This is a genomic window from Nocardioides gilvus (assembly GCF_003194605.1).
Classification (GTDB): Bacteria; Actinomycetota; Actinomycetes; order Propionibacteriales; family Nocardioidaceae; genus Nocardioides; species Nocardioides gilvus.
In genome coordinates, this window is sequence record NZ_QHKY01000002.1 from 249,259 (window position 1) to 269,236 (window position 19,978).

General features: G+C 67.7%; 16 protein-coding genes and 1 pseudogene. 7 read left to right on the forward strand and 10 right to left on the reverse strand.

What is annotated here, in order from left to right; translation table 11 throughout:
• Nucleotides 1–51 precede the first annotated feature (51 nt).
• Together DNK52_RS06530 and DNK52_RS06535 are read right to left on the reverse strand one after the other, a co-directional pair.
• Complete coding sequence (locus tag DNK52_RS06530; RefSeq protein WP_239455427.1) at nt 52–1,338, reverse strand: MFS transporter; 1,287 nt, start codon at nt 1,336–1,338, stop codon at nt 52–54.
• Between the two features lies 1 nt (nt 1,339).
• The gene (locus tag DNK52_RS06535) at nt 1,340–2,212 is read right to left on the reverse strand and encodes a sucrase ferredoxin (protein WP_110240186.1); all 873 of its coding nucleotides are present in this window, start codon (nt 2,210–2,212) and stop codon (nt 1,340–1,342) included.
• 69 nt (nt 2,213–2,281) lie between these two features.
• Between DNK52_RS06535 and DNK52_RS06540 the strand changes: the two genes are divergently transcribed.
• The gene (locus DNK52_RS06540) at nt 2,282–2,887 is read left to right on the forward strand and encodes a nitroreductase family protein (protein ID WP_110240187.1); all 606 of its coding nucleotides are present in this window, start codon (nt 2,282–2,284) and stop codon (nt 2,885–2,887) included.
• Nucleotides 2,888–2,895: 8 nt separating this feature from the next.
• On the opposite strand, the gene mnhG is transcribed toward DNK52_RS06540, so the two are convergent.
• From mnhG to DNK52_RS06570, 6 genes are read right to left on the reverse strand one after another with little or no spacing between them, the layout of a single operon-like run.
• Entirely contained in the window at nt 2,896–3,264 is a 369-nt protein-coding gene (gene mnhG, locus DNK52_RS06545; RefSeq protein WP_110240188.1) for a monovalent cation/H(+) antiporter subunit G, read from the reverse strand.
• The gene (locus DNK52_RS06550) at nt 3,261–3,557 is read right to left on the reverse strand and encodes an MrpF/PhaF family protein (protein WP_110240189.1); all 297 of its coding nucleotides are present in this window, start codon (nt 3,555–3,557) and stop codon (nt 3,261–3,263) included. The genes mnhG and DNK52_RS06550 overlap by 4 nt, the downstream gene beginning before the upstream one ends.
• On the reverse strand, nt 3,557–4,138 hold the full coding sequence (locus DNK52_RS06555; RefSeq protein ID WP_110240190.1) for a Na+/H+ antiporter subunit E: 582 nt from the start codon (nt 4,136–4,138) through the stop codon (nt 3,557–3,559). The genes DNK52_RS06550 and DNK52_RS06555 overlap by 1 nt, the downstream gene beginning before the upstream one ends.
• Nucleotides 4,135–5,859 (reverse strand): Na+/H+ antiporter subunit D, encoded by a 1,725-nt coding sequence (locus DNK52_RS06560; RefSeq protein WP_110240191.1) that lies wholly within the window; start codon nt 5,857–5,859, stop codon nt 4,135–4,137. Before DNK52_RS06560 ends, DNK52_RS06555 begins: the two co-directional genes overlap by 4 nt.
• A complete protein-coding gene (locus DNK52_RS06565) occupies nt 5,856–6,488 on the reverse strand; it encodes a Na(+)/H(+) antiporter subunit C (RefSeq protein WP_110240192.1) in 633 nt (210 codons plus the stop codon). The genes DNK52_RS06560 and DNK52_RS06565 overlap by 4 nt, the downstream gene beginning before the upstream one ends.
• Complete coding sequence (locus DNK52_RS06570; protein ID WP_110240193.1) at nt 6,485–9,370, reverse strand: Na+/H+ antiporter subunit A; 2,886 nt, start codon at nt 9,368–9,370, stop codon at nt 6,485–6,487. The genes DNK52_RS06565 and DNK52_RS06570 overlap by 4 nt, the downstream gene beginning before the upstream one ends.
• Nucleotides 9,371–9,486: 116 nt before the next feature.
• Between DNK52_RS06570 and DNK52_RS06575 the strand changes: the two genes are divergently transcribed.
• From DNK52_RS06575 to DNK52_RS16270, 6 genes and pseudogenes are all read left to right on the forward strand, one after another.
• Entirely contained in the window at nt 9,487–10,815 is a 1,329-nt protein-coding gene (locus tag DNK52_RS06575; protein ID WP_110240194.1) for a M20/M25/M40 family metallo-hydrolase, read from the forward strand.
• A gap of 60 nt (nt 10,816–10,875) precedes the next feature.
• Nucleotides 10,876–12,348, forward strand: a complete 1,473-nt coding sequence (locus DNK52_RS06580) for an MFS transporter (protein WP_110240195.1) — start codon at nt 10,876–10,878, stop codon at nt 12,346–12,348.
• A 40-nt stretch (nt 12,349–12,388) separates the two neighbouring features.
• Nucleotides 12,389–12,958, forward strand: coding sequence for a DnaJ family domain-containing protein (locus DNK52_RS06585; RefSeq protein WP_110240196.1), 570 nt, complete (start codon nt 12,389–12,391; stop codon nt 12,956–12,958).
• An 84-nt stretch (nt 12,959–13,042) separates the two neighbouring features.
• Nucleotides 13,043–14,119: an HpcH/HpaI aldolase/citrate lyase family protein gene (locus DNK52_RS06590; protein WP_110240613.1), complete on the forward strand. Its 1,077-nt coding sequence runs from the start codon at nt 13,043–13,045 to the stop codon at nt 14,117–14,119.
• A 24-nt stretch (nt 14,120–14,143) separates the two neighbouring features.
• Nucleotides 14,144–15,016 carry an HpcH/HpaI aldolase/citrate lyase family protein gene (locus DNK52_RS06595; RefSeq protein ID WP_110240197.1) on the forward strand — a complete coding sequence of 291 codons (873 nt, stop codon included), beginning with the start codon at nt 14,144–14,146 and terminating at the stop codon, nt 15,014–15,016.
• Between the two features lie 147 nt (nt 15,017–15,163).
• A pseudogene (locus DNK52_RS16270) lies at nt 15,164–15,970 on the forward strand (IS3 family transposase); the annotation flags it as partial.
• Nucleotides 15,971–16,082: 112 nt separating this feature from the next.
• Here DNK52_RS16270 and DNK52_RS16015 read toward each other — a convergent pair.
• Together DNK52_RS16015 and DNK52_RS06615 are read right to left on the reverse strand one after the other, a co-directional pair.
• Nucleotides 16,083–17,249, reverse strand: coding sequence for a hypothetical protein (locus tag DNK52_RS16015; RefSeq protein ID WP_162598657.1), 1,167 nt, complete (start codon nt 17,247–17,249; stop codon nt 16,083–16,085).
• Between the two features lie 1,160 nt (nt 17,250–18,409).
• Nucleotides 18,410–19,066, reverse strand: a complete 657-nt coding sequence (locus tag DNK52_RS06615) for an ABC transporter ATP-binding protein (RefSeq protein ID WP_110240201.1) — start codon at nt 19,064–19,066, stop codon at nt 18,410–18,412.
• Nucleotides 19,067–19,978: the final 912 nt, after the last annotated feature.

Below are 19,978 nucleotides of genomic sequence, written 5' to 3' on the forward strand. Positions count from 1 at the left end.
ACGACATTCTTCCATCCCGGTGGGCAGGGTCCACATCCTCCGTTCGGGCCATCATCGTCCTCGGGACGCCCGCGCCTCGCGTTCAGCCGTGGCGTGGGCGTCCGTACGCGCGTCGTACGACCAGAAGTCACGCAGCCAGAGCGCCGTGAGACCGACCCCGACCACGCAGGCGACCCCGCCGCTGACGACTGCGCCGCGCGGATTCCACAGGTCGGCGACGAACCCGCCCCGCACCTGACCCATCCGGGGCCCCAGCGAGTAGGAGAGCATCTCGATGCCCGCCAGGCGTCCGCGCATCTGCTCAGGGATGGTCTGGTTCCACACGGTCCCCCGGAAGATCGCCGAGACCATGTCGGCGGCCCCGGCCAGGGTGAAGAAGGCAAAGGCGAGCCAGAAGCTCGGAGCCAGCCCGGCCAACGCGATGCAGGCACCGTAGACCGCGGCCGCGATCACGATCGCGCGCCCGTGCAGGTGCACCTGACCGATCCACCCCGAGGTGAGCGTCGCGATCAGCGCGCCCAGCGTGCCCGCTGCGTAGAGCAGCCCGAGCAGCTCTGGGTCGCGGTAGACCTCCGCGGCCAGTGCCGGAAAGAGCACCACGGGCACCGCCAGGAACATCGCGGCAATGTCGACGAGGTAGGTGCCCAGCAGGTCGCGACGCCGCACCCCGTACCTCATCCCCTCGACGATCGAGGCGATGCTGGGCGGAGTCGTCCGGCCGAGGTGCGGGTACGAACGCATCACCAAGTACATGCCGGTCGCCACCGCCAGCCCGACGACGTCGACGACGAAGCACCAGCCGATGCCGACGTACGCGATCAACAGGCCGCCCAGCAGCGGCCCGGCGAGCATCCCCATCTGTCCGCCGAAGCTGGTGAGCGCCTGGGCTGCGGCGATCTGGTGGTGCTCGACCGTACGCGGCATCAAGGCCTCGCGGCTCGGTCGCTGCAGCGCCCCGGCCGAGGTGAGCAGGGCGGCGACCACGAAGATGACCCACAGCTGCGGGTCGCCGAGGAAGGCGTTGAGGGCGAGCACCGCCACGAAACCGGACTGGGCCACCCCGGCGACGATCAGCAGCTTGCGCCGGTCGAAGTGGTCGGCCATCGCCCCGCCCCACAACCCGAAGACGATGAGCGGGACGAGCTCGACCAGACCGACGAGACCGACCATCAGGTTGGAGCCGGTCAGCTCGTAGACCTGGTAGGGGATGGCGACATAGGTCACCATCGAGCCGAAGAGGAAGACCGTGCCTGCGACGAAGAGCAGGCGGAAGTCTCGGTGCTCGCGCAACGGGCTGGCGTCCATGCGCAACGCGCCCAGACGACGAAACCAGTTCAACTCAGGCGACCGGTCCTGCCAGGACGACCTCGTGCACCGCACCGGGCTTTTCAAAGGTCTCACCACAGCTCTGGCGCCGCGGCTCCGACTTCGAGGTCCGCACCGCGACCTGCCACTCGGTGTCGTCGGCGAGCAGGCGTACGACGCCGTTGACCTCCTCGAGGACGACCACCTCGTCGTGGCGGTCGAGGCCGGTCTGCTCGACCACGTGCACCTGGGCGACCTGGGCCGGCTCACTCGCGCCCACGCGGCCACGGCTGAAGCCGATCGGGTGACGCCCCGCCTCGACCTCCTCGATGGCCAACACGGCCGACTCGGCGTCGAGGCGCCCGAGGCAGAGCCCGCTCGGGAAGGAGAGCAGCGTGGAGGCGAAGCGGTGGCCCCCCAGGTGGGTGACCTCCCACGTCTCCTCGGGCCAGCGCGCGGCCAACGCGGCGGTGACCGGTCGACCGAGCTCGGCGCAGCAGATGTCGCGGCGGCCGTTGGTGCAGACCAGGTGGATGTCATGGACGTACGGCGTCAGGCCGAGGTGGGTGCCGCTGGCCAGCGAGGCGAGGTCCAGCTCGAGCAGGTCGGTGACCTCGCGCAGCAGACCGGTCTCGATGGTGCAGCCCGCAGGCGTGACCTGGACGGTGAAGATCCGGACCCCGGGTCCGCTCACTCCGCCGTGGCGACGGATCAGCAGGACACGCACGGAGTCGAGGTTGCCGAGCCGCTCGCGGACCGCCTCGGGCAGGCGGGACTCGGCGAGGGCCTTGCGACCCCAGGCCCCGGCGTACTCGACGAGGAGGAAGGTCGTGTCGGTCGGTGCGGTGCCGACCATGGGTTCGCCCGAGAGGCTGGCGGCTGCGGTGCAGCGGAAGGTGTCGACCACCGCCCCAGTCTGCCTCAGCCCTCGACGGTGAACTGTCCCAGCACCCGGGCCAGCGGGCAGGATGAGGCCATGGAGTTCCGTGAGGTCGTACGCCGGCGCAGGATGGTGCGCTCGTTCACCGACACTCCGGTGCCCGGCGAGGCGGTGGACCGGATGATGGAGCACGCGACCCGGGCGCCCAGCGCAGGCTTCTCCCAGGGCTGGGCCTTCCTGGTGCTGGACACCCCCACCGACGTCGCTCGCTTCTGGAGCGCCACCTCCCCGGACCCGCAGGCCGACAACGCCTGGCTGCGAGGGATGCGTACGGCGCCGGTGATCATCGTGCCGTTCGCCCAGAAGGACGCCTACCTGGACCGCTACGCCGAACCCGACAAGGGTTGGAGCGACCGTGACGAGGCGCGGTGGGTAGCACCGTACTGGTACGTGGACACCGGCATGGCCTCGCTGCTCATCCTCCAGACAGCGGTGGACGAGGGACTCGGCGCCTGCTTCTTCGGGATCCCGGTCAGCCGGGTCGAGGCGTTCCGCGCCGAGTTCGGGGTGCCCGGTGACCATGCTCCGCTCGGCGCGATCGCCATCGGGCACCCGGCCGCCACGCCGAAGCAGGGCTCGGTGACCCGTCGCGGGCGCCGCGAGGTCACCGAGGTCGTGCACCGCGGGCAGTGGCGCAGCTGACGTAACGGTCAGGGTGCCCCGCGCGGGTCCTGCCAGTCCTGGAGCTCCTCGCTGAGCTCGTCGACGACCAGGAGGTCTGAACGCACGTGCCCGGCCCGGAACGACGCCCGGGCGACCATGTGGCTCGACACCACGCTGGTGACCATCTGCAGCCAGACCACGAAGAGCAGGATGGCCAGCACCGACGGCTCGCGCAGGCGCAGGGCCAGGCCCGTGACCACGAGCATCAGGCCGATCACCTGGGGCTTCGTGGCGGCGTGCATGCGGCTCAGCAGGTCGGGCAGGCGCACGGTACCGATCGCCGCGATCAAGGTGAAGACCGAGCCGGCCAACAGGCAGACGGCCGACGCGAGATCAAGGAAGTTCTCAGGGGTCATGCTCGCTCACCTTCCTCGTCGTCGCCGGACTCCTCGTCCTCGGTGCCGGAGGCGAAGCGGGCGATGGAGACCGCCCCCACGAAGCCCACCATCGCCAGCACCAGGAGCATCGGCAGCCCCCACGACTCCTCGCGATGGATCATCTTCAGGGAGACCGCACAGACCATCACCGACATCATCACGTCGAGGGCCATCGAGCGGTCCAGGATGGTGGGGCCGACGGTCATCCGGACCACCAGCAGACCCGCCGCCACGGTGAGCAGCACGGCGGAGACGATCAGTACGACGGTCATCAGGTCCTCTCCTGGGCCGGGCCCTCGGGGTGGTCACCGTCGGCCAACGGCTCGAAGGCGCGCAGGAAGCGTCGCTCCACGGCGAAGGCCTGGGCCCGGAACCGCTCCACCGCCGCCTCGTCGTCGACGTCGAGCACGTGCAGGTAGAGCGTGTGGGTGGAGCGCCGTGCCTCCACGACGATCGATCCCGGCACCAGGGTCAACAACGCCGCGACGGCCGTGAGCACGAAGTCGGAGTCCGAGTGGAGGTCGACCGTCACGATCGCGTTCTTCACGGGCCGACGGCGCAACACCACCAAGGAGACCTGGATGCTGGCGCGCAGGACGTCGACGAGGAAGTGCCCGATCAACCACAGCAGCGGGCCGAAGCGCACCTTGGCGCCGATCGAGATGGGCGGGAGGGGGAAGGCCAGGACCACGGCGAACGCGGCCAGCACACCGGTCAGCACGATCATCGGCGACCAACTGCCCCACAACCCCATCCAGACGAGCACCAGCCAGAGCATCGGCCAGGGCTGCATCGCCCGATGACGTGCGGGCTTGACCTTCCCACTGCGGGTCACCCGCATCTGGGGACTCATCTCCCACCACCCCCGGAGAGCGGCGCGGAGTCTTCGAAGTCGACGCCCAGGACGGCCTCGGTGTAGGGGCGACCGTCGATGAGGTCCTCCCCGGCCCGATCGGCGTACGCGAAGAGGGGTCCGGCCACGACGGAGAGCGCAACCGTCGCCGCGACCAGCGCGGAGGCGGGTCCGACCATCGAGCGGGGCAGGTGCGGGGTGTCGTCCCCGGCCTCGATCAACTGGTGGAAGTCCCGCTCGTCGACGTCGGCGTCGGTGACGCGCTGCGCCTCGGCGATGCTCGCGGCCGGGACCACGCCCTGCGGGGTGTGCAGGTGACCCCGGTGCTCGGTCGACCGGTTGCGGCGGGTGATCGACGCCTTGGTGTCCAGCGCGTTCAGGTCGACGAGGGCCTGGTGAGCCTCCTCGGGCGTGCGCCAGAAGACGACCGACCAGGTCTTGGCGATCGCGTAGAGGGTGAGCAGGCTGGTCACCACGCCGCCCGCCACGAGGGCCCAGGCCAGTGGGGTGCCCAGGTCGATGGTCGCCTGGAGCAGTCCGACCTTGCCGATGAAGCCGGAGAAGGGTGGGATGCCGGCCAGGTTCATCGCAGGCACGAAGAAGAGCACCGCGAGCAGCGGGGCGACCCGGGCCAGCCCGCCGACGCGCAGGAGCGACGTACTGCCGGCCCGCCGCTCCACCAACCCGATGACGAGGAAGAGGGCCGTCTGCACGGTGATGTGGTGGACGACGTAGAAGATCGTGCCCGAGACGCCGTTGACCCCGCCCACCGCGATGCCCAGCACCAGGTAGCCGATGTGGCTGACGAGGGTGAAGGAGAGCATTCGCTTGATGTCACTCTGCGCGATCGCGCCCAGGATGCCGACGATCATCGTCAGCAGGGCCACCCAGAGCAGCAGGTTGCGCAGCGGCGACTCCGGAAAGAGCACCATCTGCATCCGCAGGATCGCGTAGACACCGACCTTGGTCAGCAAGCCGGCGAAGACCGCGGTGACCGGGGCGGGGGCCGTCGGGTAGGAGTCCGGCAGCCAGAACGAGAGCGGGAAGACGGCCGCCTTGATCGCGAACGTCGTCAGCAGCAACAGCTGGATCATCAAGGAGACGCCGGGGTCCAGCTCCGCGAGCCGCAGACCGAGGTGGGCCAGGGTGAGCGTGCCGGTGGCGGCGTAGGTCACGGCCAGGGTGATCAGGAAGAGGATCGAGGAGAGCAACGCGACCAGGACGTAGATCGTGCCGGCCCGGATCCGGGAGTCGGTGCCGCCGAGGGTCAGCAGCACGTAACTGGCGAAGAGCAGCATCTCGAAGCTGACGAACAGGTTGAAGAGGTCACCGGCGAGGAAGGCGTTCGAGACGCCGGCGACCAGCACCAGGAAGGTCGGGTGGTAGACCGCGAGTGGCGCCGACTCCTCGTCCTCGACCATGCCCTGCCCGATCGAGTACCCGAGGACCGCCAGGGTCACCAGCGCGCTGACCAGCAGCATCAGCGCCGCCAGCCGGTCGGCCACCAGCACGATCCCGATGGTCTCTGGCCACGCGCCGACCCACAGGGTCTGCGGGCCCAGGGTGTCGGCCTGGTGCATCAGGATGCCGGCGACCACCGAGATGGTGAGCAGGACCAGGACGCTGAGCGTCAGCTGGATCCGGGGGCGCTGCGAGAGGACCAACGAGAGGCCTGCCCCCAGCAGCGGGAGGATGACGGGGATCGGGACGAGCCAGTTCATGACTCATTTCCCTTCTTCTCGTCGGAACCACCCGGGTGCGTACGTCTGGACTCGCGTTCCTGGGCGGCCTTCTCCTTCGTCCACAGGTCAGCGGCGATCTTCTCCTGGGCGAGGCGCTCTGACTGCAGTCGCTCCGCCTCGAGCCGCTCGGCGACCTCAGCGGCCTCCGCGAGCTCCTGCTCGGTGAAGTCGGAGGCGGACTTCTCCTCGTCCTCCTCGTCACTGCGATCGGCGCGGTAGGAGTCGGAGGCGACGTCGCGGGCGGCCAGCCGCCGGATCAGAGCGTCCTCGGTGTCGTCCTGCACGTCGTCGTGGCCGGTGAGTTGCCAGGACCGGTAGGCCATCGCAAGGACGAAGGAAACGGTGGCGAGCATGATCACGATCGCGGTCAGCACCATCGCCTGGGGGATCGGGTCGACGTACGTCGTCTCGACGCCGTCCTCGACGATCGGGGCGGTGCCGGCCGGTCCTCCCGCGACGAGGAAGGCCACGCTGACGCCGTTGCCCATCATCACCAGACCGACCAGCACCCGCGACAGTGATCGCTCGAGCAGCAGGTAGACCCCGCACCCGATCAGGCTGGCCGAGATCACCACGAGGGTCAGGTTGACCTCGACGGGCGACGTCACGAGGACGCTCCTTCCAGAGTCTTGAGGCGACGCTGTTCACGCTGCAGGTGGCGGTCGATCTGCGAGCCGAGGGCGCGCAACAGGTCCAGGACGAGGCCCAGCACGACCAGGTAGACCCCGATGTCGAAGAGCGTCGAGGAGACCAGGTGGATCTTGCCGAGGACTGGCACGGCGACGTCCAGGATGGCCGACTCGAGCAAGGTCCCGCCGAAGGCCAGGGGCAGCAGGGCGGCCAACGCCGCAAAGGCGAGACCGGCCCCGATCACCTTGCCCGCATCGACCGGCATGGCTTCGTCCAGCTCGTAGCGCCCACCGGCGAGGTAGCGGATCACCAGCGCCATCCCCGCGGTCAGTCCCCCGGCGAAGCCTCCACCGGGGGCGTTGTGCCCGACGAAGAGCAGGTAGAGGGAGAAGACGATGACGGTGTGGAAGAGGAGCCGGGTGACGACCTCGAAGATGATGGCCCGCTTGTCCGGGGCGAGCGTGCGCGGTGCGGGGAGCCACACGCGGCGTCCCGGCGCGGTCGGCACCTTCGCGACGCCTTCGGGGAACGGGATCTCGTGGATCCGACGGATGCCGGTGCCGCGCACGTCCAGGAAGATCAGGCTGGCGACGCCGGTACCGGCGGCGACGAGGACGGCGATCTCGCCGAACGTGTCCCACGCCCGGGTGTCGACCAGGATCACGTTGACGATGTTGTGACCGCCGCCGTACTCCACCGCCAGCTCCGGAAGCGTCGCCGAGACCGGGGCCGCGATCCGGGCGCTGGCACCCACGAGCATGAACCCGGCGGCGACGACGCCGACCGCGACGCCGAGCGCCATCCGCCAGTAGCGACGCGAGCTCAGGGGTCGGTCGGTGAAGTACTCCGGCATCCGACGCAGGGCGAGCACGAAGACGACCACGGTCAACGTCTCGACCAGGGCCTGGGTGAGCGCCAGGTCCGGAGCGCCGTGCAGCATGAAGATCACGGCGGTTCCGTAGCCGGTGGCACCGGCCAGCAGGACCGCGCGCAGCCGGCGCCGCGACCGGACAGCCATCACCGCGGCGGCCAGGATGACCACACCGATGACGGCCTGGGCCGGGTTGTCCCAGGCCCGCACGTTGATCTGGTCCCACGTGGTGAGCAGCGTCGAGCCCGGCATCACGACCACGACCAGCAGGATGATGCCCAGGTAGGCGGCCGCCGAACCTCGCTGCACGACGGCGGTCAACTCGACGGCGAAGCGATCGAGCGCCCGCATGCCTGCGCGGTACCCGTTCTCCATGCTGATGTCGAGTGACAGCGCACCCTGGAAGGTGGCGAACGGCCGCCTGATGACGAAGAGGCCCAGACCGAGGAGGACCGCCACCACGGTGGCTGCGAGCGGGAGCCCCACCCCGTGCCACAGCGACAACTCGGCCTCGTGCGCCCCTGCCGGCAAGGTGTCCACGTGCGGTGCGAAGACCCCGGTGAGCTGGGCGCCCAGGAAGCCGAGCACCAGTCCCACGGCTGCGAGCAGGACCGGGCCGGCCGCGAACCCGATGGGCACGTCGGCGACCCGCAACTCCTCGCTGACCTGGCGGTCGGCGAAGGCGCCCCAGCAGAAGCGGATCGAGTACGCCACGGTGAGCACCGAGCCGAGCACCACTCCCGCGAACAGCAGCCACCCGACCGGGCCCGCCCAGCCGGTGCCGTCGCCGTACTCGGCGACGTCGACCAGGGCGACGAAGACGCTCTCCTTGGCCGCGTAGCCGACCAGGGGCGGGATCCCCGCCATCGAGGCGGCCGCCAGGACCGAGGCCCCTGCGACCCACGGCATCCTGCGTCCCAGGCCAGTGAGGCGCCGCAGGTCCCGGGTACCGGTCGTACGGTCGATCAGGCCGACCACGAGGAAGAGCGTGGCCTTGAAGAGGGCGTGGGCCACGAGGAGCCCGAGCCCGGCGAGCATCGCGGAACGGGTGCCGAGGCCCAGCACCAGGATCATGAAGCCCAGTTGGCTGACCGTGCCGAAGGCGAGCAACAGTTTGAGGTCGTGCTGACGCAGCGCCCGGAAGCCCCCGATGAGCATCGTGAGCAGGCCCAGACCGACCAGCATGCCGCGCCAACCGGGGACCCCGGCGAAGGCCGGAGCGAGCAACGCCACCAGGTAGACGCCCGCCTTCACCATCGAGGCCGCGTGCAGGTAGGCGCTGACCGGGGTGGGCGCCGCCATCGCGGCCGGGAGCCAGAAGTGGAAGGGGAAGAGGGCCGACTTGGAGACCGCGCCCACCAGGAGCAGGAGTACGCCGACGGTCACCGCGGTGCCGGTCGGCGGGTTCGCGAGGATCTCGCTGATCCGGTAGGTGCTGGCGGCGTCACCGACCAGCAGGGCGCCAACCAGCATCGCGAGGCCGCCGAAGGTGGTCACGATCAGCGCCTGGATCGCCGCCTGGCGCGAGGCTCGACGCGCCGGGTCGTGGGCGACCAGGAGGAAGGAGAAGACCGTGGTCAGCTCCCAGAAGACGTACAGCAGGAGCAGGTCGTCGGCCAGGACCAGGCCGAGCATCGCCGCGACGAAGGCGACCAGGACACCGGCGAAGCGCGGCACCCCCACGCTGTCGTCGTGGAAGTACCAGGTGCAGTAGGCCAGCACCACGGCGCCGATGCCGAGCACGATCAGACTCATCACCCATTGCAGGGCGCCCAGGCTGAAGGAGAGCTCCAGACCGATCGAGTCGACCCACCGATGACTCTGGGTGTGCACCTCGCCGTCGATGACCGACGGCCCGAAGGAGGCCATCCAGATCGTGGCGGCCAGCAGCGCCCCCGCTATCGGCAGGAACGCACGTCTGCCCCACCGCAGAACCAGCCATGGGCTCACCGCCGCGAGGAGGAAGAGTGCGGCGGTGACCAGCAACAAGGGCAGACCTCTCGTCTGGGCGTGGGCGGTCGGGTCGGCTGCCCCAATCCTACCGGGCGAGTCGACAAAGCGAGTCGGCGGTCGCCAGGAGGGGTTTGCGTACGCACAATGGGGCGGTGACCCCCTCCCGAGCCCTCGCCAAGCTGCAACGACTGGTCCAGATCCCGACGATCTCCTCCAGCGACGCCGCGCTCATCGACACCGCAGCCTTCGACCGGCTGCTGGAGGCGATGGTCGAACTCTTCCCGTTGCTGCACGCGCGTCTGGAGCTCACCCGTGTCGGCGCCCACGGCCTCCTCTTCCGGTGGGCCGGCGCCTCGGCAGAGCGTCCGGTGGTGCTGATGGCCCACCTCGACGTGGTGCCCGTCGACGCGGACTCCAGCTGGACCCACCCACCTTTCGACGGCGTGATCGCCGACGGCTACCTGTGGGGTCGCGGACCGCTCGACGACAAGGGATGCGTGGTGGGGATCTGCGAGGCCGTGGAGCTGCTGCTCGAGCGTGACTTCGTCCCCGCGCAGGACGTCTGGCTCTCGTTCGGCGCCGACGAGGAGGTCTTCGGCACCGACGCGTCCGACGCAGTGGCGATCCTGACCGAACGCGGCGTACGCCCTTGGATGGTGCTCGACGAGGGCGGCGCGGTGGCGCACGACGCCTTCCCGGGCGTGACGCGGCCGGTCGCCGTCGTCGGGGTCGCCGAGAAGGGGTCCAGCTCCTTCGAGATGCGGGCCGAGGGACGCGGTGGCCACGCCTCGATGCCCGCCCGGATGGGGCCGACGGCCCGCCTGGCGCGAGCGATCCTGCGGATCGAGCGCTCCCCCTTCCCGGCGAAGCTCCCCGCTCCCGCGATCGAGCTCTTCTCCCGTCTGGCGCCGCATGCCCCTGGGCCGCTGCGTCCGCTGATGGCGAACGGCGCCAAGCTCGCTCCCCTGCTGACCCGTGCGCTGGTCCTGGCCGGAGCCGAACCGGCAGCACTGGCGCGTACGACGGTGGCCGTCACCACGCTGTCCGGCTCGCCGGCCATCAACGTGATCGCCTCGACGGCGAAGGCCGGGGTCAACGTCCGGATCATGCCCGGCGAGAGCGTCGCGAGCACCCGACGCCACCTGGAGAAGGCGATCAGCGACGAGCACGTGCACCTGGACCTCCTCGAGTCGGGCGAGCCGAGCCCGGTCTCGCTCTACGAGGACGAGCCCGCCTTCAACCTCCTGGAGGAGTGCGTGGCCGAGGTCTTCGGTGACGCCGTCACCTCGCCGTACGTGTTGATGGGCGCGACCGACAGTCGTCACTTCACCGCGATCTGCGAACGGGTCTACCGCTTCGCGCCCTTCCGGATGAGCAAGGCGCAGCGCGAGTCGATCCACTCCTACGACGAGCGCATCGGCACCGACGACTTCGAGGAAGGCGTGCGCTGGTACGGCCGCCTGATCGAGCGACTCACCTGACACTGAACCCATTTGCGTGACCGGGCCCCGACCGGGCGGGAGCGCTGTTAGTTTCCACCCATGACGACTCCTTCGGCGAAGACCGCTCCCGTCAAGGCGGCCCAGGGGCTGGTCGCGGTCGTCGGCTTCCTGGCCGCGGTCGAATTCGCCAGCGGCATGCTGCAGGGCTTCTACACCCCGATCTTCAGCCAGATCGCCGACCACCTGACGATCGCCGACGGGGACCTCAACTGGTTCGAGGCCGCACAGCTGATCGTCTCCGCGCTGTGCGTGCCGTTGCTGGCCCGGATGGCCGACCTCATCGGCCACAAGAAGGTGTTGCTGCTCTCCACCGCGGTCACCGCGTTGGGCTCGTGGATCATCGTGTTCGCGCCCTCCTTCACCACCTTCCTGATCGGTTGGGCCCTGCAGGGGGCCTACGTCGTCTGGCTGCCGATCGAGGTGGCGCTGATCTACCGGATGACCGCCGGGACCGGGCGCCAAGGGCTCCTGACCCGCCGCGCCGCCGGCATCCTGGTCGGGGTCCTGGAGGTGAGCGTGATCATCGCCGCGCTGACCAGTGGCGCGCTGGTCGAGCATCTCTCGATGCCCGCCCTGCTCAGCATCCCGGCGATCGTGGTGACGCTGTGCTTCGCGCTGATCTGGTTCGGCATTGCCGACCTCGCCCCGACCAGCACCGGCCGGCTCGACCTGGTCGGTTTCGCCCTGGTGACCGCTGCGCTGGGCCTGGTGATGACCGGCCTGATCACGGTGCGTCTCGAGGGACCGGGCTCGATCCTGGCCTGGCTCTTCGTCATGGCCGGCCTGCTCACCCTCGTGCCTCTGGCCAGGCACTCCGCGCGGCTGGCCGACCCCCTGGTCGACGTACGACTGCTCGCCTCACCCCAGCAGTGGCCGCTGCAGCTGACCGCCTTCCTCTTCGGCTTCTCGGTGCTCGGCGCCCAGATCCCACTCTCGACCTTTGCCCAGACCCCCACGGAGCTCGGCTACGGCCTCGGCGTGGACTCCGGCACGGTGTCGATCCTGATCGCCGTCTACGTGCTCTCGATGGCGGCCGGGGCCTTCTCGCTCCCCCTGTGGTCGCGCTGGCTCGGCGCCCGCAACGCCCTCGTCTTCGGTGCCCTCATGGTCGGGCTCGGGTACGCCCTGTGGTTGCCGTTCCACGACACCGTCACCCAGGCGCTCACCAACATGGCGCTGGCCGGTTTCGGGTCCGGCATCCTGGTCGCCGCGCTCCCTGCTGCGGCGGCTGCCGCGGCCCCACCCGAGCGCACCGGGTTCGCCACCGGCATGACCAACGCGACCAAGACCATCGGCGGCGCGATCGCGTCGTCAATCTTCGCGATCGCGTTGGCCTCGACGGGCTCGTTGGAGGACCCCAGCGCTGGACACGCCTCGCTGGCCGGCTACATGACGGTCTGGGGTGTCTGTTCGGTGGCCGCCCTGCTCGCGGCCGGATTCCTGCTGCTCGCCCCCAAGCACGTCTTCGAGGGTGCGGGCGCCGACGACGAGGCGATGCCCGTCGTCGTGTGAGCCTGTCAGGGCTTCGGGACGCGAAGTATTCTCGGAGCCGATGGTTGAGCACCCCGACCCACGCCCCCGCGAGCCGGAGCGCGACGAGCGCACCGGGCGGTCGGCCGCGGTCGCCAGGATCCAGCACCAGAACCACTGGGTGGAGCAACAGATCCGACGGGCCCAGGAGCGCGGTGACTTCGAAGGCCTGCCCGGGTTGGGCAAACCGCTGCAGGGTCTCGGCACCGAGCACGACCCCGACTGGTGGTTGAAGAAGCTCGTCGAGCGCGAGCAGGTGACCGGCGTCCTGCCACCCGCCCTGCAGTTGCGCAAGGACGACGCCGAGCTGGACACGAGGCTGGACTCGATCACCGACGAGAGCCGGGTGCGTGAGGCCGTGGAGGAGTTCAACGCGGCGGTGCGCAAGGCCCTCTACACCCCGCCGGGACCCCACTCGGTCGCGTTCCCGGTCGTCACGCGCCAGCGCGACGTCGACGCCGAGGTCGTACGGTGGCGTGCCCGGCGTACGCAGCGACGCGAGGCCCAGCGCGCCCTGCTGACCGAGCACCCGCACGACGCATCCCCGGATCCGGCTCCCACACCACACCGCTGGTGGCGTCGACGCGGGTGATCCGACCCACGACCGCCGGCGACCGGCGTCCATCGTGGGGTCCGTCATACCTGTGGGCGCAGATGCGCTGTTATGTTCGCGCCCATGCGCACTGCCAAGGACTTCTTCGCTCCCCTCGCCGTCGGCGCCCCCGCCCCGCTCCGCGAGATCCCCGCGCGGCCCAGCCGCGCCATCCACTTCTTCGACCCGGGCAACCCCAAGATGGCTGCCAAGGTGCCGGACATGGTCGGCAAGGTCGACGTGCTCCTGGGCAACCTCGAGGACGCGGTCAAGGCCGAGAACAAGGAGATCGCCCGCGAGGGCCTCGTCAAGATCGGCCAGGAGACCAACTTCGGTCCGACCCAGTTCTGGACCCGGATCAACTCGCTCGACAGCCCGTGGATCCTCGACGACCTGACCACCCTCGTGCCCGCCATCGGCGACAAGCTAGACGTCATCATGGTGCCGAAGGTGCAGGGCGCCGAGGACATCCACTACGTCGACCGCATCCTGGCCCAGCTCGAGGCGAAGGCCGGCATCACCAAGCCGATCCTGATCCACGCCATCCTGGAGACCGCTCGCGGCGTTGCCAACGTCGAGGAGATCTGCGCCGCCAGCCCGCGCATGCAGGGCCTCTCCCTCGGCCCGGCCGACCTGGCTGCCGACCGTCGGATGAAGACCACCCGTGTCGGTGGCGGCCACCCCGGCTACCTGGTCCGCCAGGACCCGCCGGCCATCGACGGGGGCGGTTGGGCCTATGACGCCGAGCGCACCCACTACCAGCAGGACCTGTGGCACTACACGATCGCGCGCATGGTCGACGCCTGCGCGATGCACGGGATCTACCCGTACTACGGCCCCTTCGGCGACATCAAGGACACCGTCGCCTGCGAGGACCAGTTCCGCAACGCGTTCCTCCTCGGTTGCGTCGGAGCCTGGAGCCTGCACCCGGTGCAGATCGGGATCGCCAACCAGGTCTTCTCGCCCTCGGTCGAGGACGTCAAGCACGCCCGCCGCGTGATCGCCGCCATGGGCGACGGCACCGGCGCGGTCATGCTCGACGGCAAGATGGAGGACGACGCGTCGGTCAAGCAGTGCAAGGTGATGGTCTCGCTGGCCGAGGAGCTCGCCGCGATCGATCCCGACCTGAAGGCCAAGTACGACGCCATCACCCTCGACTGAGCTGACTGAGAAGGAACCCCTGAGATGAGCGAGACCCCGCAGTTCACGCCCCTGAGGTCCGTCCTCTACATGCCCTCCTCCAACGAGCGAGCGCTGGAGAAGGCCAAGACCATCGCGTGCGACGCCCTGATCCTCGACCTCGAGGACGCCGTGGCTCCCGACGCCAAGGTCGACGCCCGCTCCGCCGCGGCGGCTGCCGTGCAGTCGGGCGAGTACGGCCGACGCACCGTCACCATCCGGGTCAACGGCATCGGCACCGAGTGGCACGATGACGACATCGTCGCCGCCTCGGAGGCCGGCCCGCAGGCGATCGTGGTGCCGAAGGTCAACAGCGCCGCCGAGGTGCAGCAGTTGGTCGCCGCGATGGAGGCCGCAGGCGCTCCCGAGCACACCAAGTTGTGGGCCATGGTCGAGACCCCGATCGCGATCCTCGACTGCCTCTCGATCGCGCAGGCGTCACCACGCCTGGGCGCCTTCGTGCTCGGCACCAACGACCTGGTCAAGGAGTTGTACGCCGAGCACGTGCCCGGTCGCGCTCCGATCCTCCCCAGCCTGCACACGGCCCTGCTCGCGGGTCGCGCTGCTGGCATCGCGGTGATCGACGGCGTCTACAACGACGTCAAGGACACCGAGGGGTTCCTGGCTGAGTGCGAGCAGGGGCGCCAGATGGGATTCGACGGCAAGACCCTGATCCATCCCGGTCAGGTCGAGGGCGCGAACACCGCCTTCGCGCCGTCCGAGGCCGCCGTCGAGGATGCCCGCGGGCTGATCGAGGCCTTCGAGGCGACCACCACGGGTGTGGCCACCTACAAGAACAAGATGATCGAGAACCTGCACGTCGAATCAGCGAAGCGCACGCTGAGCATCCACGACGCGATCAGCGCGCTCGAGGGCTGAGCCAGGCTCAGTGTACGACGCAGTTCGGGTCCCGGGGACATGACCGTTTGGGACTGCTGCACGATCAGGTGACAGTGTGACCTGCCCCACCAGAAAGGTTCCAGTTGGGGTGGCTAAGTGACTGCCTCCACCGGAAGGCTGACCACCGTGCCCAGTGCCTACCCACCCGAATTCCGCGCCCGAGCCATCGCGCTCGGCCGTGCGGGCAAACCGCAGAAACAGACGGCCCACGAACTCGACATCCACCCCGTCACGCTGTCGAAGTGGGTCAAGCAGGACAAGATCGATCGCGGCGAGATCCCCGGCGTCAGTAGCAACGAGTCCGCGGAGCTCCGGGCGGCTCGTAGGCGCATCCAAGAGCTCGAGACCGAACTACTGATCGTGCGCCAGGCTGCGAAGTTCCTCGGCGAGGAGCGGCCCCGCCCAAAAGGCTCTACCCGGTGATCGACCGCCTCATCGACGCCGGGGTCCCGGCCGATCGCAGCTGCCGGGTTCTCGGCATCGCACGGCAGAACTACTACAAAGCGAAGAGGACGCCGACCACACCCACACAGTTGCGACGCGAGTGGCTCACCGGCTTGATCCGCGAAGAGCACGTCGCCTCTCGTGGCACTTACGGGTACCGCCGCGTGCACGCAGAACTCACCCTTGGCATGGGCATCACCGTGTGCGAGCGGACTGTCTGGCTGCTCATGAACCGGGCCGGTATCTACGGCCTGCCTGGACCGACCAGAGTCAAGCGACTGCGCGGCGTCGCGACCTCCGGGGACTTGGTGAACCCGGAAGTTCCACCGGCTACGGCCCAATGAACTATGGGTCACCGACATCACCCAGCACCGCACACGCGAAGGGTGGATCTACAGCGCCGCAGTCCTCGACGCCTGCAGCCGCCGCATCGTGGGCTGGTCCATCAATTCCAAGCAGGACTCCACGTTGGTCGTCAACGCACGCGACAATCCGGCAGCCTCAGCCGGTCCATAGTCGCGCCCATCAGCAGGACAGGGCTCATGACACTTGCGGTGTTCACGTCTAGATCGGTGTCGCTGAACCGGCTTCATGAATGACCTCACTCCGCCGCTGCGCGCCCTGGCACGGCGACGAAGGCGCGCTGAATGACGGTGACGACAACCAATCCCGCCACCATGCTGGCCGTCCACGCCCACCCGTAACTGCCGTGCATGCCTGCTCCTGCCGTCCCGGCTGCCCATCGTCCGAGCAATCCGGCTGCTGCGATCGTCGCGCCTAGTGGGAACACCCATAGCCAAGCGACCCGACGACGAACCCGCACCCTGCCGAGATCCACCAGGATTCGGCGCGTACGACGGTGGCCGACCACAGCCGCGAGACCTGCCGGGAGCACCACCAACCAGACTCCCGCGACTCCCAGCCCAGCAATGAGTGCCGACAGGCTCACGGCCCTGTCACTCCTACCCATGTCCGCTTCGGCAACTTGTGCCGCAGGCGCGAGTCGCGTGGTTAAGGCCCGCAGGCGCGCTTGGTTCTCCTGTGTCAGCGCACCAAAATCGTAAAGCGCAAGCAGCTCGGAGCCCGAGCGCTCGAGACCCATCCGACGTGCAGTCGGGCTCCCTTCTACCACCACAACTCCGGGCAGGTTCCCGCCCAGTCGTTTGTCAGGGACGGCCTTGGTTCGGGCTAAGCGGTCCACACGCGGGGATCCCGCTGGAAACCGGAGCAGTCCCACCTCTGATCCGCTCAGAAGGTTGCTATCCGCTTGAGTGGGGCCTTCAGCCGCAAGCATCGTCGCGTTGATGGGCGCTAAGGTTTCCTTGGGATAGCACTCCTCAGGCAAGTGGTGTGGATCGGACATCTCCCCTTGATCCATACAATCCAATACACTTGTACTGGTCGCGCGCCACATGTGTTTCCGTTCTCGCGGAAGAAAATAGCGGACCGCTTGCCCTTCACCCATGGCTTGATATTCTTCTATCAAGAGGGCGGCCACACGTTCTGGCACCTCGTACACAAGAAACGACCCCTCTGGTTGAGGCGCCGAGTTTAGAGGCTCAACTTCGCTCGCGGCGTGCTGGATGATCGCTGGGTAGTAGGCCGTGGCGAACACGAGCGACCCCGCCACCATCGAGACCGGAACCAGCGAGCGCGCCATAATAATCGCTGTACGCCGATAGATTTTGCGCTTGCTCCAAAGGGTGAGGAAATGCTGGGAGACCGACGCCAGTGCCAAAGAAGTCACAAGTCCAGCGATCGGGGCCATCTGGGGACTCAAGAAGCCAGTGGACGAAGCGACCAGCATTCCCAAACCAAGAACAACCGCGCCTGCCCCAAAGACGGCAGAGACTCGCGCTCGACGCGAGCGGTTCGCAGCCAGTCTCCGCACAAGAGATGCGGATGAGATCACTGAGACGAGAGCGGCGGTAAGGGTACCAGCGATCAAGAAAAGAGAGCCGGCGGGGACGACGATTGTGGTCCAATCCTGACCGATTGCGCGCGAGATATGGCTGCGAGCTACAGCCACCGACGTGACACCCGCAACCATTCCGAGCAACGTGCTAGTACCAACGACCACGAGGCACGCCCTAGTAGGGACCAAGGAGGCCGCCCTTGCAGGCAACCCCGCAGCGACCAGGCCCTCAGTATCTCGACTAAAAGAACGAGACACGGACAGCCACATTCCCCCAAGGACACATATCAATGCCACGCTGATCGCCAGAGGTAACGATCGGGTGCGAGAGAGAGCCGCCGGGAGTCCGCTTTCACCCCGCTCATCGGCAAGCATCTCGGTCGTACGCATTGTTAAGGATCGCTCGTCCAAGAGCGGCTGAAGAACCTCGTCCTGATAAGGATTCAGTCGCGAAAGGAAGACTGTAGCCGCTGCGTCAGCTAGGTCCCTATCGATCATTACCACGGTCGCTGCCTGCGAGTCTGCGGGGTCTCGAATCAACCCTACGATCGTGGCCTCAACCTCTGACTGAGCCTCGTCGGCCCTCACGGATACCCGATCGTGGAGGCCAACCCCTAGCACATCGGCTAAGTGCCGCGTGATGCTGATCTCGTCCTGAGAGCGAGGGTGCCTACCAGTCGCTAACACTCCCAGCGCCGTCTCCCGATCAACGATACGCAAGGCCGACGGGGCGATGGACCCGTTTCCAACGCGTACAGTGGCGTGTGCGTCCCGAACCGACGTCAGGCTCTGAACCAGACCCAGTTCGGCCAGGACTGACGAATCCTTCACTTGGAGACTAAACGTCGCGCCAGCGTGCTCGGCGCGTATCGATTGCGCAATCGCTGCCTCCGAACTTTGGAGGACAGTCGCCCATCCCGCGGCTGCGCTGACCGTGACGCCCACGACAACCGCGCCTAGCGTCATTGACCGCCACCGGTGGACAGCGAACCGCAGAGAGAGCCGCCTGCCGTTCATACGAGGCTGCGCTCTTCTGGCACGACGCGTCCATCGACCAAGCGCAACCAAAGGGCCATACTTTCAGCCACACCCAGGTCGTGTGTCGCCACGATTACGACCTTGCGGTGACGCACGGCGATATCTATGAGCAGTTCGGTCACCAACGTCGTGTTCTCTGGGTCGAGGTTGCCCGTCGGCTCGTCGGCCAACAAAACTTCAGCGCCAGAGACGACGCTGCGTGCGATGGCCACCCGTTGCTGCTCGCCCCCAGACAGCGTCGCCGGAAGGCGATGCCCGAATCCCGAAAGTCCCACATCTCCCAGGACATCCTGAAGGGAATCCGTCGACACATTGAGCCCGTTGACCTCTGCAGCCAGTCGCAGGTTGTCAAGCACGTTCAAAAACTCAACCAGACGGAAATCTTGATGTATCAAGCTTACTCGCGGATCACTCGGATTCAGTTCATCCGACTCCCCATGCAGGGACACAACCCCTGCGTCTGGGCGCTGAAGACCTGCCAAAACCCGCAACAGCGTTGATTTGCCGCTCCCGCTGGGACCTGTCAATGCGACAGACGAACCAACCTTCACCTCGAAAGAGACCGAGCGCAGTGGAACAATTAGGCTGCCACCTTGACGATACGAGACGCTAATACCCTCGACCGAGATCATGAGAATCCCCTCAATTTTCTGCGAACGGCCTTGCCCGTAGCGGGTGGGCCAAATTTCTGACCCACCCGCTCTAGGAAATCAGACCCATCCAAGCCTGTAAGAAGCTCCCCTGTTGGGGCCGCTGTCATAGGAGCTGTAGTAGTCCTTGTTGAGCGTCCAGAACCAAGGCGTCTTCTTATCGAGGGCCCCTACAAGATCCAAGTACCCCTGCGCTTTGCGATCGCCGTTCAGAGCCGTGCACCAAGTGCGAGCCCTGTGCAGATCTGGTGCAAACGAAACCGCTTTGGTTTGCACTTTGCTGTCGCAGGTATTGGCAGCGTGCGCAGGGAGCGGAGCCGCGAACAATACGGAGGTTGTGGCCACACCAACCATGAGCAGACTTGTTACCTTCTTGCGCATATGTGCCCCATTCTGTTATCGCGAGGGGACTCCCTCGTCGGGTGGACGGTAGCGAACCAGGAGGAGCAGGAATGCTGATCCCAGAATGCGGACTGGGCGCCCTCGGGGCACGGGGCAGCAATGGATTCCCCCTCCGGGCGGTGTCAGGGACTGCCCCCGGCTTCCTCGTAACTCAGAGTTTGCGGTAGGCGGGCCGCGTCTGCAACGGTGCGGGTGATCTTAAGTCGAGAGGTGTGAACTTGCCGAGGGCCGTTGGCGGCATGGCGGTTGTACTTTTTCGTTTCCACGTGACATTCCTAAGCTGGAGAATTTCTCGGTGTCCCACGTGGGCGTGTCGAGCATTTGCGTAGCACGCGCAAGGACTTCTCCCCACTGGCGTTGATTGCTCCTATATTTGTCAAGCGGCCCGGAGGGCGCTGGGCATCGCGGAGGGACGCATCGCGGCCTACAGTTCACGTGCCAGCAGGCGTTTGAGGCACCGGATGATCTCAGATTTGGTCTTGCCTCCGGCCA

Excerpts from the sequence above, each read along its gene's own strand:
- DNK52_RS06540 (WP_110240187.1), top strand. The coding sequence starts at position 2,282 with ATGGAGTTCCGTGAGGTCGTACGCCGGCGCAGGATGGTGCGCTCGTTC.
- mnhG (WP_110240188.1), bottom strand. The coding sequence starts at position 3,264 with ATGACCCCTGAGAACTTCCTTGATCTCGCGTCGGCCGTCTGCCTGTTG.
- DNK52_RS06550 (WP_110240189.1), bottom strand. The coding sequence starts at position 3,557 with ATGACCGTCGTACTGATCGTCTCCGCCGTGCTGCTCACCGTGGCGGCG.
- DNK52_RS06555 (WP_110240190.1), bottom strand. The coding sequence starts at position 4,138 with ATGAGTCCCCAGATGCGGGTGACCCGCAGTGGGAAGGTCAAGCCCGCA.
- DNK52_RS06560 (WP_110240191.1), bottom strand. The coding sequence starts at position 5,859 with ATGAACTGGCTCGTCCCGATCCCCGTCATCCTCCCGCTGCTGGGGGCA.
- DNK52_RS06580 (WP_110240195.1), top strand. The coding sequence starts at position 10,876 with ATGACGACTCCTTCGGCGAAGACCGCTCCCGTCAAGGCGGCCCAGGGG.
- DNK52_RS06585 (WP_110240196.1), top strand. The coding sequence starts at position 12,389 with ATGGTTGAGCACCCCGACCCACGCCCCCGCGAGCCGGAGCGCGACGAG.
- DNK52_RS06590 (WP_110240613.1), top strand. The coding sequence starts at position 13,043 with ATGCGCACTGCCAAGGACTTCTTCGCTCCCCTCGCCGTCGGCGCCCCC.
- DNK52_RS06595 (WP_110240197.1), top strand. The coding sequence starts at position 14,144 with ATGAGCGAGACCCCGCAGTTCACGCCCCTGAGGTCCGTCCTCTACATG.
- DNK52_RS16015 (WP_162598657.1), bottom strand. The coding sequence starts at position 17,249 with ATGGCCCCGATCGCTGGACTTGTGACTTCTTTGGCACTGGCGTCGGTC.
- DNK52_RS06615 (WP_110240201.1), bottom strand. The coding sequence starts at position 19,066 with ATGATCTCGGTCGAGGGTATTAGCGTCTCGTATCGTCAAGGTGGCAGC.